17 protein-coding genes and 1 tRNA gene are annotated in these 14,252 nt (G+C 37.6%); 5 read left to right on the forward strand and 13 right to left on the reverse strand.

Translation table 11 applies throughout. The features are described 5' to 3' along the window. Window positions 1-17: 17 nt before the first annotated feature. Window positions 18-2,039: an excinuclease ABC subunit UvrB gene (gene uvrB, locus ACINWC141_RS17695; RefSeq protein WP_009393438.1), complete on the reverse strand. Its 2,022-nt coding sequence runs from the start codon at window positions 2,037-2,039 to the stop codon at window positions 18-20. Window positions 2,040-2,219: 180 nt separating this feature from the next. Here uvrB and ACINWC141_RS17700 point away from each other — a divergent pair, with 180 nt between their 5' ends. Together ACINWC141_RS17700 and ACINWC141_RS17705 are read left to right on the forward strand one after the other, a co-directional pair. After that, on the forward strand, window positions 2,220-3,011 hold the full coding sequence (locus ACINWC141_RS17700) for an A1S_2505 family phage non-structural protein (RefSeq protein WP_009393627.1): 792 nt from the start codon (window positions 2,220-2,222) through the stop codon (window positions 3,009-3,011). 173 nt (window positions 3,012-3,184) lie between these two features. Beyond that, entirely contained in the window at window positions 3,185-4,624 is a 1,440-nt protein-coding gene (locus ACINWC141_RS17705; protein ID WP_009393617.1) for a sensor domain-containing diguanylate cyclase, read from the forward strand. A 29-nt stretch (window positions 4,625-4,653) separates the two neighbouring features. Here the strand turns inward: ACINWC141_RS17705 and ACINWC141_RS17710 are convergent, their stop codons facing one another. Then, window positions 4,654-4,833, reverse strand: coding sequence for a hypothetical protein (locus tag ACINWC141_RS17710; RefSeq protein WP_009393483.1), 180 nt, complete (start codon window positions 4,831-4,833; stop codon window positions 4,654-4,656). A 206-nt stretch (window positions 4,834-5,039) separates the two neighbouring features. On the opposite strand from ACINWC141_RS17710, the gene ACINWC141_RS17715 reads away from it, so the two are divergent. Continuing rightward, the gene (locus tag ACINWC141_RS17715) at window positions 5,040-6,275 is read left to right on the forward strand and encodes a pyridoxal phosphate-dependent aminotransferase (protein WP_002118408.1); all 1,236 of its coding nucleotides are present in this window, start codon (window positions 5,040-5,042) and stop codon (window positions 6,273-6,275) included. Window positions 6,276-6,328: 53 nt separating this feature from the next. Here ACINWC141_RS17715 and ACINWC141_RS17720 read toward each other — a convergent pair whose 3' ends face one another. Then, window positions 6,329-7,168, reverse strand: a complete 840-nt coding sequence (locus tag ACINWC141_RS17720; RefSeq protein WP_009393729.1) for a DMT family transporter — start codon at window positions 7,166-7,168, stop codon at window positions 6,329-6,331. Window positions 7,169-7,406: 238 nt separating this feature from the next. On the opposite strand from ACINWC141_RS17720, the gene ACINWC141_RS17725 reads away from it, so the two are divergent. Then, window positions 7,407-7,844 carry a PaaI family thioesterase gene (locus ACINWC141_RS17725; RefSeq protein ID WP_009393470.1) on the forward strand — a complete coding sequence of 146 codons (438 nt, stop codon included), beginning with the start codon at window positions 7,407-7,409 and terminating at the stop codon, window positions 7,842-7,844. Window positions 7,845-7,859: 15 nt separating this feature from the next. On the opposite strand, the gene ACINWC141_RS17730 is transcribed toward ACINWC141_RS17725, so the two are convergent. Next, entirely contained in the window at window positions 7,860-8,291 is a 432-nt protein-coding gene (locus ACINWC141_RS17730) for a hypothetical protein (protein WP_009393624.1), read from the reverse strand. A gap of 41 nt (window positions 8,292-8,332) precedes the next feature. Further along, window positions 8,333-8,479 (reverse strand): hypothetical protein, encoded by a 147-nt coding sequence (locus ACINWC141_RS19925; RefSeq protein WP_081400212.1) that lies wholly within the window; start codon window positions 8,477-8,479, stop codon window positions 8,333-8,335. 46 nt (window positions 8,480-8,525) lie between these two features. Between ACINWC141_RS19925 and ACINWC141_RS17735 the strand changes: the two genes are divergently transcribed. Then, window positions 8,526-8,601, forward strand: a tRNA-Asn gene (locus tag ACINWC141_RS17735). Window positions 8,602-8,793: 192 nt separating this feature from the next. Here ACINWC141_RS17735 and ACINWC141_RS17740 read toward each other — a convergent pair. From ACINWC141_RS17740 to ACINWC141_RS17775, 8 genes are all read right to left on the reverse strand, one after another. Next, window positions 8,794-9,552: an SDR family oxidoreductase gene (locus ACINWC141_RS17740; protein ID WP_009393481.1), complete on the reverse strand. Its 759-nt coding sequence runs from the start codon at window positions 9,550-9,552 to the stop codon at window positions 8,794-8,796. 273 nt (window positions 9,553-9,825) lie between these two features. Next, window positions 9,826-10,470 carry a MiaE family protein gene (locus ACINWC141_RS17745; RefSeq protein ID WP_009393638.1) on the reverse strand — a complete coding sequence of 215 codons (645 nt, stop codon included), beginning with the start codon at window positions 10,468-10,470 and terminating at the stop codon, window positions 9,826-9,828. A 6-nt stretch (window positions 10,471-10,476) separates the two neighbouring features. Continuing rightward, on the reverse strand, window positions 10,477-11,202 hold the full coding sequence (gene pdxJ, locus ACINWC141_RS17750) for a pyridoxine 5'-phosphate synthase (RefSeq protein ID WP_009393543.1): 726 nt from the start codon (window positions 11,200-11,202) through the stop codon (window positions 10,477-10,479). A gap of 13 nt (window positions 11,203-11,215) precedes the next feature. Next, window positions 11,216-11,929, reverse strand: coding sequence for a DNA repair protein RecO (recO, locus tag ACINWC141_RS17755; RefSeq protein ID WP_034679079.1), 714 nt, complete (start codon window positions 11,927-11,929; stop codon window positions 11,216-11,218). A gap of 9 nt (window positions 11,930-11,938) precedes the next feature. Next, window positions 11,939-12,142, reverse strand: a complete 204-nt coding sequence (locus tag ACINWC141_RS17760; protein ID WP_004790744.1) for an NF038104 family lipoprotein — start codon at window positions 12,140-12,142, stop codon at window positions 11,939-11,941. A gap of 17 nt (window positions 12,143-12,159) precedes the next feature. Continuing rightward, window positions 12,160-13,182 (reverse strand): GTPase Era, encoded by a 1,023-nt coding sequence (era, locus tag ACINWC141_RS17765; RefSeq protein WP_081400221.1) that lies wholly within the window; start codon window positions 13,180-13,182, stop codon window positions 12,160-12,162. Between the two features lie 11 nt (window positions 13,183-13,193). Beyond that, entirely contained in the window at window positions 13,194-13,886 is a 693-nt protein-coding gene (gene rnc, locus ACINWC141_RS17770) for a ribonuclease III (protein WP_034679083.1), read from the reverse strand. Further along, window positions 13,858-14,232 carry a DUF4845 domain-containing protein gene (locus tag ACINWC141_RS17775; RefSeq protein ID WP_009393539.1) on the reverse strand — a complete coding sequence of 125 codons (375 nt, stop codon included), beginning with the start codon at window positions 14,230-14,232 and terminating at the stop codon, window positions 13,858-13,860. Before ACINWC141_RS17775 ends, rnc begins: the two co-directional genes overlap by 29 nt. Window positions 14,233-14,252: the final 20 nt, after the last annotated feature.

The following is a 14,252-nucleotide window of genomic DNA, read 5'->3' on the forward strand; positions in this document are numbered from 1 at the left end:
TAGCGTTATGTATTCGTTTATTGCAACATTTGCGCTTTTAATCGAATGATTTCATCACGTATCCGCGCTGCTTGCTCGAACTGTAAATCTTTCGAGGCCTTTAACATATCTTTTTCAAGCTTAGTGATATGTTTACTAAACAATTTTGGATCTGAAAGAATATGTCTTTCATCGGCACTCAATGCTTGTGCTTGTTCAAGTACTTTTTCATCAATCTCATCGTCTGAAAGTACCTCACCCGAGTCAATTTCTTTGATAGCCTGACGAACAGCACTACGTGGTGTAATACCATGCAGCTCATTAAATTCGATTTGTTTGGCTCTACGGCGATCAGTTTCATCTATTGCTTTTTGCATAGAGTCGGTAATTCGGTCAGCATATAAAATTGCTTTACCTTTCACATTACGCGCCGCACGACCAATCGTCTGAATGAGTGAACGTTCAGAACGTAAAAAACCCTCTTTATCTGCATCTAAAATAGCAACTAAAGAAACTTCTGGCATATCCAGACCTTCACGGAGCAGGTTAATACCGACTAAAACATCAAATACACCTGTACGTAATTCATGAATAATTTTGACACGTTCAACTGTATCAATATCTGAGTGGAGATAAGCAACCTTGACGCCATATTCTTTCAAATAAGAAGTCAGGTCTTCTGCCATACGTTTTGTTAAGGTCGTAATTAATACCCTTTCATTCAAATTCTTACGAATATTAATTTCAGAAAGAACATCATCTACTTGGGTTAAAACAGGACGAATCTCAATTTCAGGGTCGATTAGACCTGTTGGACGTACCACTTGTTCAACAATTTGATCTGACTTTTCTAATTCATATTTAGCAGGTGTTGCACTTACAAAAATGGTAGTCGGTACAATACGCTCCCATTCTTCAAACTTCATTGGGCGGTTATCAAGCGCACTTGGCAAACGGAACCCATAATTCACTAAGTTTTCTTTACGTGAGCGGTCACCTTTATACATTGCCCCAATTTGCGGAACCGTAACATGTGATTCATCAATAATGAGCAAAGCATCTTCTGGAATATAGTCGAATAAAGTCGGTGGTGCTTCACCAGACGGACGTCCAGACAAATGACGTGAATAGTTTTCGATACCATTGGTATAACCCAACTGTTGCATCATTTCCAGATCGTAACGTGTCCGTTGCTCAATACGCTGTGCTTCGAGCAATTTGTCATGTTCACGGAAGAATTTGAGCTGATCTTGTAACTCATCCTTAATTGTATCGATGGCACGAGTTAAATGATCTTTTGGTGTTACATAGTGGCTTTTCGGATAAATCGTAACTCGAGAAACTTTACGAACCATTTTACCTGTTAATGGATCAAACCAACGGATTGAATCGACCTCATCATCAAATAGTTCAATGCGAATGGCATGTTGATCGGATTCAGCTGGGAAAATATCAATAATTTCGCCGCGAATTCGATAAGTACCGCGTAAAAATTCAAGTTCATTACGCGTATATTGCATTTCAACCAAACGGCGGATGATTTCATCACGGCTTACTCGGTCACCTTCAACCACATGCAGTAACATTTGCATATAAGCATTGGGGTCACCCAAACCATAAATTGCAGATACCGATGCGACAATAATTGCATCACGACGTTCTAATAAAGCTCGTGTTGCAGATAATCGCATCTGATCAATGTGATCATTGATGGCCGCATCTTTTTCGATAAACGTATCCGAAGATGGAACGTAAGCCTCGGGCTGGTAGTAATCGTAATAACTTACGAAATATTCAACCGCATTATTAGGAAAGAAAGATTTAAACTCACCATAAAGTTGGGCCGCCAAGGTTTTGTTATGGGCCATCACAATTGTAGGTCGCTGTGTTTGGGCGATCACATTTGCCATGGTATAGGTCTTACCCGAGCCAGTTACCCCTAGCAATAACTGATTACGAAAACCCTGCTCGATACCATTGACCAGCTTTTCAATTGCCTGTGGCTGATCACCTGCTGGCTGATAATGTGTGACCAAATCAAAAGGTTGATTTTCGTTCAAAGTTATCTCTCTTTATGAAAAAATTGAATTTAACGTCTCCCTCATTAATGGGGATTTTTATCTTAATTTAAAGTGCAAATTGAGTTGGAAATTCAATGTAAAAGATTAAGCATCTTAACACTTGACCAATACTCTAATCAGTTGCAACATGAAGCTATCCATTAAATAAAAAGCATAACCATGACCTACCAATATCATGATGAAAGTATTGTAACCGAACTTCCCGAAGATACAGTTTTTGTGTTTGGAAGTAACCTTGCTGGACAGCACGGTAGCGGTGCAGCACGCGTTGCCAGACAACACTTCGGAGCAGTTGAAGGTGTAGGTCGCGGCTGGGCTGGTCAAAGCTTTGCAATTCCCACCTTAAATGAACATATTCAACAAATGCCTCTTTCACAAATTGAGCACTATGTTGAAGATTTTAAAATATATGCAAAAAATCATCCTAAAATGAAATATTTTGTCACTGCTTTAGGTTGTGGCATCGCAGGTTATAAAGTTTCTGAAATTGCACCACTGTTTAAAGATATTCATCACAACGTTATTTTTCCAGAATCTTTTAAACCCTATGTTGAAGATAATGCAGTTTCTCAATTTCCGACATTAACTGAAAAGATGGTAAAAAGTTTCATTAATGATGAAGTTATTTTTTACTTTAATCATGGAAGTGAATCTTTTGAAGAAGCCTTAGATAAAACAGATTTATCAAGTGCCGAAAAAGCCATTGCTCTTATTGTATTAAATGAAGAGCTATACCCTCGTGATCGTTATGGACGAGGCCGTGATCATGAGCTTCGTGATATTTTAGGTAAACTCAATGGTAAAATTTTTGACCTTCATGGAAACTCTGAAGGCGCCATGATTTTTGTGAGTGCTATTGTTGCCCTCATGGAACTTTACGATTTTGACGAGCAAGATTTTATCAAATTATGGCGTGGTGAAAAAAATATTGATCACCCCATTAATCGTTAAACTCTCTTATAAATTTATGAGCTAAGCAGAGCATTTCTGCTTTCTCATTATTTTATTTTACTTACATTTAATGTTTTTATTTTTAATTATTCTAATAAATTTAAGTTCTTTATTTCCCAAATCTTAATTTTTCTCATTATACTTTAAGACAAACTGAATACTTAAAGAAACATATGGAAACTTTAGATTCTTCAATTTTTGACCTTAGCCCAATTCCAATGTGGATTGAGGATTTCAGTGAAATTAAACAACAATTTGATTTATGGAGAAATCAAGGTATTGAAAATCTCCATGAATTTTTGAGTCAAAATAAAAATTTAATTATTGAATGTGCGCATAAAATTAAAATTGTTCGTGTGAATCAAAAAACATTAGAAATTTTTGAAGCACGAACTCACGAAGAGCTATATTCCAATTTAAATCTTATTTTTAAACAAGAAATGTTCGAATCACATATTCATGAACTTGAAGAACTATGGAGTGGTAAAACTCACTTTTCAAGTACGACAGTGAATTACACATTATCTGGTAAACGTATTGATGTTCAGTTAAGAGGCTCAATTTTACCTGGCTCTGAATCTACATTCGAACGTGTATTAATTACCACCGAAGACATTACGCCTTATCAAAATGCCCTTCGTGAAGAAGAAAAGAATCGTCGATTAGCAGAGTCTATGTTTATTTACTCACCGACGTCTCTTTGGGTCGAAGATTTCAGCCGTATAAAAAATAGAATTGATCAACTTAGACTATTAGGTATTGAAGATTTTAGAACTTTTCTAGACGTCCATCCTGAATTTGTCCGTCAATGTGTAGAAGATATTCTGATTTTAGATGTTAATCAGGCAACTCTTGATTTATTTAAGGCGCCTGATAAGTCGACACTTTTAAGAAATACACATAAGATTTTTGCTGAAGAGATGATTGAAACCTTTCGAGAACAACTTATCGAATTATGGCAAGGTAATATTCATCATAAACGTGAAGCCATTAACTATGCTTTAGATGGCCAAATAAGAAATGTCTTACTTCAATTTACCGTTTTTCCCGGTTATGAAGAAACTTGGGGACTGGTACAAGTTGCACTTACTGATATTACGGCGCGAAAAAAAGCAGAAAACTATCTTGAATATTTAGGACAACATGATGTTCTTACCAAACTATATAACCGCGCTTTTTTTACAGAAGAACTTAATCGTTTAAACCGAAGCATTATTCGCCCTGTTTCTTCAATTTTCTTAGATATGAACGGATTAAAAGAAACCAATGATCAGTTTGGTCATGATATTGGGGATGGGTTATTACGTCGCGTTGGAAATATTCTAGGTCAAGCTATTTTAAATACAGCCTATACGGCTTCTAGAATAGGTGGCGATGAGTTCGTGATTTTAATGCCAGGGGCAGATGAGGCGAATGTTCTCATTATGCTTCAAACCATTCAGGAGCTTTTTAATATCGACAATCAATATTATTCAAGCCACCCAATTAGCATCGCAATTGGACATGCGACTACGCAAGTCAATGAACAAATTGAGGACATGTTAAAACGAGCAGACCATCACATGTACCAAAGGAAAAAATCTTATTATCAGGAAATTTTATTTAATCAATAAAAAACAGGCATATTGCCTGTTTTTCAAAATTAGCGTTTTCCCATAGAACGACGAGTACCACGTGGCGGCATCCACGTTCTATCTGCGTATTGCTCTGGTTTAGGACGCACTTGGTTGTGTACCGCATCGTCGGCTTGATTGCTATCATTCGGCATTGGGAATGGCAATTTCACCAAAGCCTTTTTCTGTTTTGGCTGTTGCTCAGTCATGATTCTTTCTCGAAATTTCGATTGCGACCTATTATAAATGATTTTCTCACTTCTTTCTAAAAAAGCTTCAATTGAATAAATCTTGTTTAAGATGATTACTAAACTAAACTTTTTTACATCTGAAAAGGTTCACATCCGCAAATTGCTTAATTTTTGCGATAAGATAGAGTGCTTTTTATTTTTAATCCCATAAGAGGAATATTGCCGTGGACGTACGTCTTTCTGATCGTGTCAATGCCATCAAACCGTCCCCTACACTTGCTGTAACCAACAAAGCTGCTGAACTTAAAGCTGCCGGCAAGAATGTGATTGGTTTAGGTGCTGGCGAACCAGACTTTGATACCCCTCAACACATCAAAGATGCTGCAATTGAAGCGATTAATAATGGTTTCACCAAATATACGGCTGTAGATGGTACTCCTGGGTTAAAAAAAGCAATTATTGCTAAATTTAAGCGTGATAATAATCTTGATTATCAAGCGAATCAGATTTTGGTTTCATGTGGTGGTAAGCAAAGCTTTTTTAACTTGGCACTTGCACTATTAAACAAAGGCGATGAAGTTATCATTCCAGCACCTTTCTGGGTAAGCTATCCAGATATGGTCATTATTGCTGAAGGTACTCCAGTCATTGTGAAATGTGGTGAAGACCAACGTTTCAAAATTACTCCTGAACAATTAGAAGCTGCGATTACGCCTAATACTCGTTTAGTTGTATTAAACAGTCCATCTAACCCAACAGGTATGATCTATAGCAAAGCTGAATTAGAAGCTTTAGCTGAAGTTTTACGTCGTCACCCACAAGTATTTGTTGCATCTGACGATATGTATGAACCAATTCGTTGGGAAGATGAGTTCTACAACATCGCAACTGTTGCTCCAGATTTATATGATCGTACGATTGTTTTAAATGGTGTTTCTAAAGCATATGCAATGACAGGTTGGCGTATTGGCTATGCAGCCGGTCCAGCAAAAATCATTGGTGCAATGAAAAAAATCCAATCTCAATCAACTTCAAACCCAACTTCTATTTCACAAGTTGCTGCTGAAGCTGCATTGAATGGTCCACAAGATGTTTTACAACCGATGATTGAAGCGTTTAAACGCCGTCATGACTTAGTTGTAAATGGCTTAAATGATATTAAAGGTATCTCTTGCTTACCTGCTGACGGTGCTTTCTATGCCTATGCAAACATTCGCCCTCTTATTCGCGCAAAAGGCTTAAAGTCTTGCACAGAGTTCTCTGAATGGTTACTAGAAGAAACTGGTGTAGCAGTCGTACCTGGTGATGCATTTGGTTTAGGCGGCTTTATGCGTATTTCATATGCAACAGCTGACGAAGTGCTTGTTGATGCGTTAGCACGTATCAAAAAAGCTGCTGACTCAATTGAAGGTGTAGATGCTGCTATCGCTTCAATTGAAGCTGAAAAAGCTGCGAAATAAACTGCATTTTTACATAAAAAGGGTTCTATTAAGAGAGCCCTTTTTTAATTGACCTATACGTTACCTTTCTTCGGCGTCATATAAATAACCAGCAAAATTCCAAACAAAACCATAAAACTAGACAAAATCACTCGCCCTGTTACAGCTTCATTTACAAACAGGCTTCCACCTATAATTGCCAAACATGGCACACTCAACTGTACGGTACTGGCCGTCACGCGATCAATATGCTTCAAAATTGCATACCAAACTACATAAGCCCCACTTGAAGTCACGCCACCAGACAAAATTGCTAACATCCAACCTTGCAAATCAATATACTGCTCTTGATTAAACAATATATTTACCAACAAAACGATTGGTACAGCCAATATAAAATTTGCCAATGTACTACCAACAGGTTGCGTCATGTTACGGCCAGCAATACTGTATCCTGCCCATGCCAACCCAGACATCATCATAAGCAAAGCATAGTTCCAATGAGGCGCTTGAGCACCGGGTAATAACAAAACAATAATTCCGGCTAAAGCTATACATAAACCTATGCCACGGTATATACCAATCTGTTCACCATGCCAATAACCGTAAAGCACCATGGTCAGTTGTACAACACCAAATAAGAGTAAAGCACCAATGCCAGCATCGATTTGAAGATAGGCACAAGAAAATGCCAGAATATAAACCGCTAGAAAAAATGCATTCTTAAAACTCCAATGAACAAGAGTTTGAGACGATCTGGAATAAAAAAACAGTCCGAATAAAACAACTGCGCCACTCACTACTCGTACAAGGCTAAAACTCATTGGGTCAATATGATGTCCTGCTAAAGCCAAACGGCATAACACAGAATTTGCTGCAAAAGCCCCCATCACAAGTGCAATTCTAAAAAGCATTATCCTTATGCTCCTGTTATTTTTTATAGTGTATAAGAAGACTTACTTATCTATCTAATTCATTATGCAACTAATTTACTTCTATTTTTATCATAAAGACATTTTATATTAATAATTAAGCTTTTAATATTTAACTTGTCAGTTCAATCTTTAACTCATGGAATTGACATATCGATGACTTAATAATAGGCTAATATCAAGTTCCGTTTTAGAACTCATAAAATTAAAGGACTCAAAAATGAAAAATCCTATGGAAATGACTGGTCTCGAATTTTTACAAGCTATGATAGATGGCCATATTCCAGCAGCAAGTATTAGCAAAACTATACCTATGCAACCTACTGAAATTTCAGAAGGATCTGTTACATTTAAAGCCCAAGCAGATCATAACCATTTAAACCCACTCGGTGGCGTACATGGTGGTTTTGCTGCTACAGTTTTAGACTCTGTAACTGGGTGTGCAATACATACGATGTTACCTGCAGGTGTAGGCTACGGAACAATCGATCTTAACGTAAAAATGTGCCGCCCTCTTCCAAAGAACCATCCTTTAATTGCAACAGGTAACGTCATTAACTTAAGTAAAAATTTAGGTATTTCCGAAGGAAAGATTATTGATGAGGAAGGTAAACTGTATGCCTATGCAACAGCAACCTGCATGATTATTCGTCCATAGTCATCAAAGGCAGCCTTAAACCGCTGCCTTTTTTATTGAGTAATCTTGATTATCTGGACGTTCACAAGTTTGTGCAATCACATACGGTGCCCAAATGTTTTTAAGTTGAAGTTCTATAATTTCTTGATGTTCAGTAGACCAAGCGAGAACTTTATTTTTGCCCAACAATAATTCCCCTTCTAACTGAAAAATATATAAGGGTTTAGAGGAATTTAATACTTTTGAACTTTTTAAAACTTTTAGTGAGCTATGTACATTCCATTTAGAACTGAACCAAAGCTGCAATAAATCGCCTAAATATAAATCTTGTTTTTTGAAAGGATAAGCATCAATCCATGCATCTTCTACAGGCGTGTAATAAGACTCTGAATGACTTAAGAAACTGAGATAATTACGTTGATAAAAATCAAAATTAGAAAAAATAGAGGCAACAGTAAGTGTTTTCATACTTATCTCCGATTTAGCCATTTTAGTGCTGGCAAGTTGGTTTAAATCCACACTGTTTGAATTTCTTCAAACGTTTGTTCTGTCTCGAATCTAGCAATTGATTTTTTAAAGTGCAAGTAATTTCTCAGCTCACTACTTAACTGATCAAATAAAAAGCATACAACACAAAAATGAAGTAAACATGACAATTTAGACTTGACCCTTCTCAAAATCTCCTTATAATCGCATGCAGATTCTCCCATAGCTCAGTCGGTAGAGCGACGGACTGTTAATCCGCAGGTCCCTGGTTCGAGCCCAGGTGGGAGAGCCAAATACTAAAAAGCCCGCAGCATTAAAGCGGGCTTTTTTTTGCCATCAATATATCCCCATCTATAAAAAATCCCCTATCAGCACATAGAGGATTAGAGTTTAATGCTTAGACTATTCGCTTAATTTAATGACCTAATTCAAGTCTAAAAGATATATCACCCTCTATCCTCTTCTTAGATCATTTTAAAACCCATTATTCTACTTCAACCACTTTTAAAGGATTAAAAGACTGGGTGGTCGGCATCATTTCAATACGGTTAATATTAATATGTGGAGGTTGTGAAGCAACCCAAGCTACCGTATTTGCGATATCTTCAGGCAAAATTGGGTTCTTTTTATCATAGAGACTATTCACTTTCTCTTGATCACCTTTAAAACGTACCAAAGAAAACTCTGTACCACCACAAAGGCCTGGTTCAATGTTAGTTACTCGAATGCCTGTACCAGACAAATCCGCACGAAGATTTAAACTAAATTGCTCCACGAATGCTTTGGTTGCACCGTAAACGTTACCACCTGGATATGGGTATGTACCTGCAATTGACCCCATATTGATAATTAAGCCAGACTTTTTCTTTACCATGCTTGGCAAAATTAGTCGGGTAACAGTAATAAGCCCCTTAACATTGGTATCAACCATGGTGTACCAATCATCTAAATTTGATTTATCTGCTGACTCCAACCCTAATGCCAATCCGGCATTATTAACCAATAAATCAATTTGACTAATTTGAAATTCGGCGGGTAAATCAACCAATGCCTTATTTATATTTTCTGCCGTACCCGTCATATCAAATACTAAGGGATAAAATTTTTCACCAAGCTCTTGTTTTAATTCTTCTAGTTTTTCTGCCCGTCGTCCGCAACCAATAACTTTATAGCCTAACTCAATCAGTTTTTTTGAAATGCTATAACCAAAACCTGCCGATGCACCTGTAACTAATGCTAACATTCTTATATCCTTAGAAATGATTAACTATTTCAGTTGAATTCATGATGAACATATCAGCCTTTATATTTACACAATATTTATTATTAGCCTAAAAAAATAAAAGTTTTTTAAAAAAATTTAAGAGAAATTAAAACCTATAAAAATATATTTATTAAATAATTATATGCATTAAAAAACTAAAAGCAGAAGATGTCTACCGTCGAAGAGATAAAGCTCACCTAATAAAAAAGTTTACCGTGAAAGGTAAACTTTTTTAACTTGAAGCGTTCAAGATTATGCAGGCACGCCGCTGTGAAAACGAAAGGTATCATCAGGCGTTAAAATCAGATTCTTTTCAACCTCACGAATATGATCAATGCGCTGCTGAATATCCTCTTTAGGATTTTTCATTTTTGCAGTTTTTGCAACATCAAGTGCAAGTGCCAAATAGTCCTCGAAATGACGAGACTCTGACTTAAGTAAATAACGATAATAGCGTCCCAACTCTTCATCTACGCGCGGGGCAAGCGCATGAAAACGTTCGCATGAGCGAGCCTCAACAAAAGCACCTACCACAAGCACATCAATTAAAGCTTCCGGCTCATAAGTACGAATTTCTTTACGGAGTCCACCAGCATAGCGCCCTGCACTTAACCCATCCCATTTCTGACCACGCTTGGCCATAAGCTCAAGCACTTGCTCATAATGGAGCATTTCTTCCCGTACCAATTGTGCAAGCTTTACTTGTAAATCAGGGAAAAAACTATAACGGAACATTAAGTTCATTGCTGTACTAGCTGCTTTTTTTTCGCAATTAGCATGATCTTGCATCAAGATATCTAAATTATTGATTGCCTCATCTAACCAAGCGTTTGGTGTTTGACAACCCAAAAAAGCCAAGACAGGTTGCATTAATTCATCGTAATTGATACTCGACATAACCGATTAACCTGCCACCTGAATTGCTGCTTTCATATCTTTAACAGCTTGAACCAGACCTACAAAAACACTTTCAGCAATAATTGAATGCCCAATATTTAATTCATGAATTTGTGGAATAGCTGCAATTGGCGCAATATTTTTAAGATTAAGGCCATGACCAGCATTTACAACTAAGCCTTTTGAAGCTGCGTATTCAACACCTTTGATAATACGCGCCAACTCAGCCTGTTGCTCTTGCTCTGTTGCCGCATCTGCATATGCACCGGTGTGTAACTCAATCGTAGGTGCGCCACATGCAACTGCTGCATCAATTTGAGCTAAATCGGCGTCAATAAATAATGATACGTCGCAACCAATAGCCGCCAAAGTCTGAGTTGCAGCTTTAACTTTTTCAAAGTTACCGACTACATCTAAACCACCTTCCGTTGTTACTTCTTGGCGTCTTTCAGGAACAAAGCAGACATGCTGTGGTTGAATTTCTTTCGCAAACTCGACCATTTCATCAGTAACAGCCAACTCTAGATTCATACGTGTTTTTAGTAATGGTCGCATACGACGCACGTCATCATCTTGAATATGGCGACGATCTTCACGCAAATGCAAGGTAATCCCTTCTGCACCAGCTTGTTCACAAATAAGAGCAGCTTCTACAGGGTCGGGGTAAGTAGTACCGCGCGCCTGTCTTAAAGTAGCAACATGGTCTATGTTTACACCAAGCAATGCAGCCATAAATAAATCCTAATTACGATTGAGTTTGAGTATTTTGAATCCACAATTGTCGACTTTTTAGGGGACGGTCTCCTAAAAGCGATGTAATCATTTGACGGTATAGTTTACCTAATAATTGCAATTGTTCGTGAGAAAAATCCTGCCCTTGCTCATAATCCAACATAGACAAAATTGCTTTCCCTGACAAAGAAGAACGACCCGCTTGCACAACAGGAGCGAAGCCTTCTGTCACTTGAAATTGATAAAACTGATGAGCCTGAATCGGTTGTTGTTGGGTATCAATTGAGAAATCAATCGCGTATCCAAGTTCAGGAAGTAAAACATGCTCGAATTGGCGCAAAATCTGCCTAAGAAAAAGGTCAGGATTTTCATGAGAAGATAATTGTTGTAATTGAAGTAAGGTTAACTGATATTGCTCAAAAGTTTGTGGCATTGTCTCTTCTAACGGACAAAGTCTAAGAACAACTTCATTTAAATAAAATCCGGCAAAAAAAGCATCACCAAAAAAGAAAACTGGCTGATTTAAGATTTCAAGCTTAGTAAAGTTCTTTAATTCACTTTTACCCGTTGCCTGCAATCGGATAGGTTGATACTGAGGGGGCGGAGTCTGTCTTAAAATACCATCGACTCGCCCATACTCCTGAGTAAAAAGATGCACAATATGACTTTTCTCACGGTACTTACGGTGGTGAATCATATATCCATGGAGGACTTCATTGCGCATCATAAAAAGAAACTATTCCTCAGATTCTTTTTCTTTTTTGTCATCCTCATCATCGCCATCAGGAATTACCGCCCCTACAACCGCTGCTGTACCTTTGACAACACCTTTTGTAGTTTTATAGGCGATACCTACTGGTACGGTTACAAGCTTATATACACAACCTTGCAACATCAAAGTACATCCAATTATAGCGACCAATGATGTAATTGTTTTCATACCAGTATCCTTATCCTTTAGATATCACTATATCCTAAGCTTTTTAAAGCACGCTCGTCATCAGACCAACCGCCCTTCACTTTTACCCAAAGTGTGAGCATAATTTTTTGCTCAAACATCTTTTCCATGTCTTTACGAGCATCCATACCGATTGTTTTAAGCTTGGCACCTTTTTCACCAATCACAATCGCTTTTTGGCCCGCACGATCTACAAAAATCGTTGCATCAATATAAGTACAAGCTGGTTTTAAACGACCAGTTTTTTCATTAACAGTCTCTTCTTCCGTTTTAAAAGATTCAATTTGTACTGTTAAATCATAAGGTAGCTCTTCACCTAACTGACGCATGATTTTCTCACGAATAATTTCGCTAGCTAAAAAGCGTTCAGAACGGTCAGTAATCTGATCAAATGAATACAACGGTGCTTGATAAGGAAGGTACTTCTCAATTGTTTCGCTCAAGTGTTCCAGATTTGCTCCGCGTAATGCAGATACAGGAACGATCTCGGCAAAATTCATAAGCTTGGCACGCTCTTGAATTAAAGGAAGAATATCTCTTTTATCTTCAAAAGTATCAGCCTTGTTAATCACCAAAATAACTGGCATTTCAGCATTCTTGAGTTTTTCAAGCACTAAGTCGTCATTTGGGGTCCACTTATAAGCATCAATAACAAATAAGACCAAATTGACGTCACGTAATGCAGAATGAGCTGCACGGTTCATCATTTTATTAATAGCGCGTACTTCTTTTTTATGCATACCTGGGGTATCTACATATACCGCCTGCATTTTTTCACGCGAATCAATACCAATAATTTTATGACGTGTTGTTTGAGGTTTACGCGAAGTAATAGAAAGCTTTTGACCTAATAAATGGTTCATGAGGGTAGATTTACCCACATTTGGACGTCCTACAATCGCCACAAATCCGCTCTTAAAATCCGAAGGAATTGTCACGCCTTTGGAACTAAAAAATTGATCAATCAGATTATTAGGATCTTGGTTATCATTTGAATCTGGATTGATTTGATCAGAATGCATCGACATGCAGGTTATTGCTCCAATAACTTTAAAATTTCCGCCGCTGCTGCCTGCTCGGCAAAACGACGACTTGAACCCTCACCATGAATCTTTGATAAACCATCTATCAAACATTCAACTTTAAAGTGCTGGTGAGGTGCATCACCCTGAATATCTACAACCTCGTAAACAGGGAGAGGTTTTTTACGTGCTTGTAGATACTCTTGTAAACGTGATTTCGGGTCTTTAAGTTGATCCGTAGGTTCGATATGGTCTAAATAGGGTACATACCATTTTAGCACAATATCTGTAAGTAAGTTGAGATCACCACTATCAATATAAATTGCACCAATAATGGCTTCTACCGTATCAGCCAATATTGACTCACGATGATGACCGCCAGATTTCAATTCGCCCGTACTTAATATTAAACACCGGCTAAGTTGCAAATCGGTTGCAATCTTACCTAAAGCTTCCTGACGTACTAAAGTCGCTCGCATACGCGTTAAACGACCTTCGTTTTCATTTGGATAGGCATGATATAGATAATTGGCAACAATCATGCCTAGTAATGAATCGCCCAAAAACTCCAAGCGCTCGTAATTGTATTTATGACTCACCGAACGATGAGTCAAGGCTAACTGTAACAATTCAAGCTGCTTGAATTGATATCCGATTCGACTCAATAAGCGAGGATCACTTAGTTTGAACTGATGTTTTATCAAAACTCTTCTCAAATGTTAAAACTAAATCAATATTTGATAAGAAGGGTTTTCTTACCTCATATTTCTTTTGGACTTTTAGACCAGACTCATTAAACACTTGCGCAATCTCTTTAAAATGAAGATCACGAATATTATTCATGTCCAGTCGCTGATCCATTTGTGTCATAAACTTCTGCGGGGTGATGTCAGAAGAGCTTTCTTGTAAAAGCTCTTCTATTTGATTATTAATCAATCGATCATCCCAATATGCTGGCCAAACTGCAAGTACAGCTTTTACTGCAACCGCAAATATAACCACCCCAAATAAAATTGCTAAATACGAAGTACCTTGTTGTGCCTTACGCATTTCTTTTTTTCCTAATGGTT

It is taken from the genome of Acinetobacter sp. WC-141, from assembly GCF_000313935.1.
Classification (GTDB): Bacteria; Pseudomonadota; Gammaproteobacteria; order Pseudomonadales; family Moraxellaceae; genus Acinetobacter.

What these genes read in the sequence shown, in the direction of transcription:
- ACINWC141_RS17760 (WP_004790744.1), bottom strand. Translation starts at nt 12,142, where the DNA reads ATGAAAACAATTACATCATTGGTCGCTATAATTGGATGTACTTTGATG.
- pdxJ (WP_009393543.1), bottom strand. Translation starts at nt 11,202, where the DNA reads ATGGCTGCATTGCTTGGTGTAAACATAGACCATGTTGCTACTTTAAGA.
- ACINWC141_RS17705 (WP_009393617.1), top strand. Translation starts at nt 3,185, where the DNA reads ATGGAAACTTTAGATTCTTCAATTTTTGACCTTAGCCCAATTCCAATG.
- ACINWC141_RS17775 (WP_009393539.1), bottom strand. Translation starts at nt 14,232, where the DNA reads ATGCGTAAGGCACAACAAGGTACTTCGTATTTAGCAATTTTATTTGGG.
- ACINWC141_RS17745 (WP_009393638.1), bottom strand. Translation starts at nt 10,470, where the DNA reads ATGTCGAGTATCAATTACGATGAATTAATGCAACCTGTCTTGGCTTTT.
- era (WP_081400221.1), bottom strand. Translation starts at nt 13,182, where the DNA reads ATGCATTCTGATCAAATCAATCCAGATTCAAATGATAACCAAGATCCT.
- ACINWC141_RS17725 (WP_009393470.1), top strand. Translation starts at nt 7,407, where the DNA reads ATGAAAAATCCTATGGAAATGACTGGTCTCGAATTTTTACAAGCTATG.
- recO (WP_034679079.1), bottom strand. Translation starts at nt 11,929, where the DNA reads ATGATGCGCAATGAAGTCCTCCATGGATATATGATTCACCACCGTAAG.
- ACINWC141_RS17740 (WP_009393481.1), bottom strand. Translation starts at nt 9,552, where the DNA reads ATGTTAGCATTAGTTACAGGTGCATCGGCAGGTTTTGGTTATAGCATT.
- ACINWC141_RS17720 (WP_009393729.1), bottom strand. Translation starts at nt 7,168, where the DNA reads ATGCTTTTTAGAATTGCACTTGTGATGGGGGCTTTTGCAGCAAATTCT.
- ACINWC141_RS17730 (WP_009393624.1), bottom strand. Translation starts at nt 8,291, where the DNA reads ATGAAAACACTTACTGTTGCCTCTATTTTTTCTAATTTTGATTTTTAT.
- ACINWC141_RS17700 (WP_009393627.1), top strand. Translation starts at nt 2,220, where the DNA reads ATGACCTACCAATATCATGATGAAAGTATTGTAACCGAACTTCCCGAA.
- ACINWC141_RS17710 (WP_009393483.1), bottom strand. Translation starts at nt 4,833, where the DNA reads ATGACTGAGCAACAGCCAAAACAGAAAAAGGCTTTGGTGAAATTGCCA.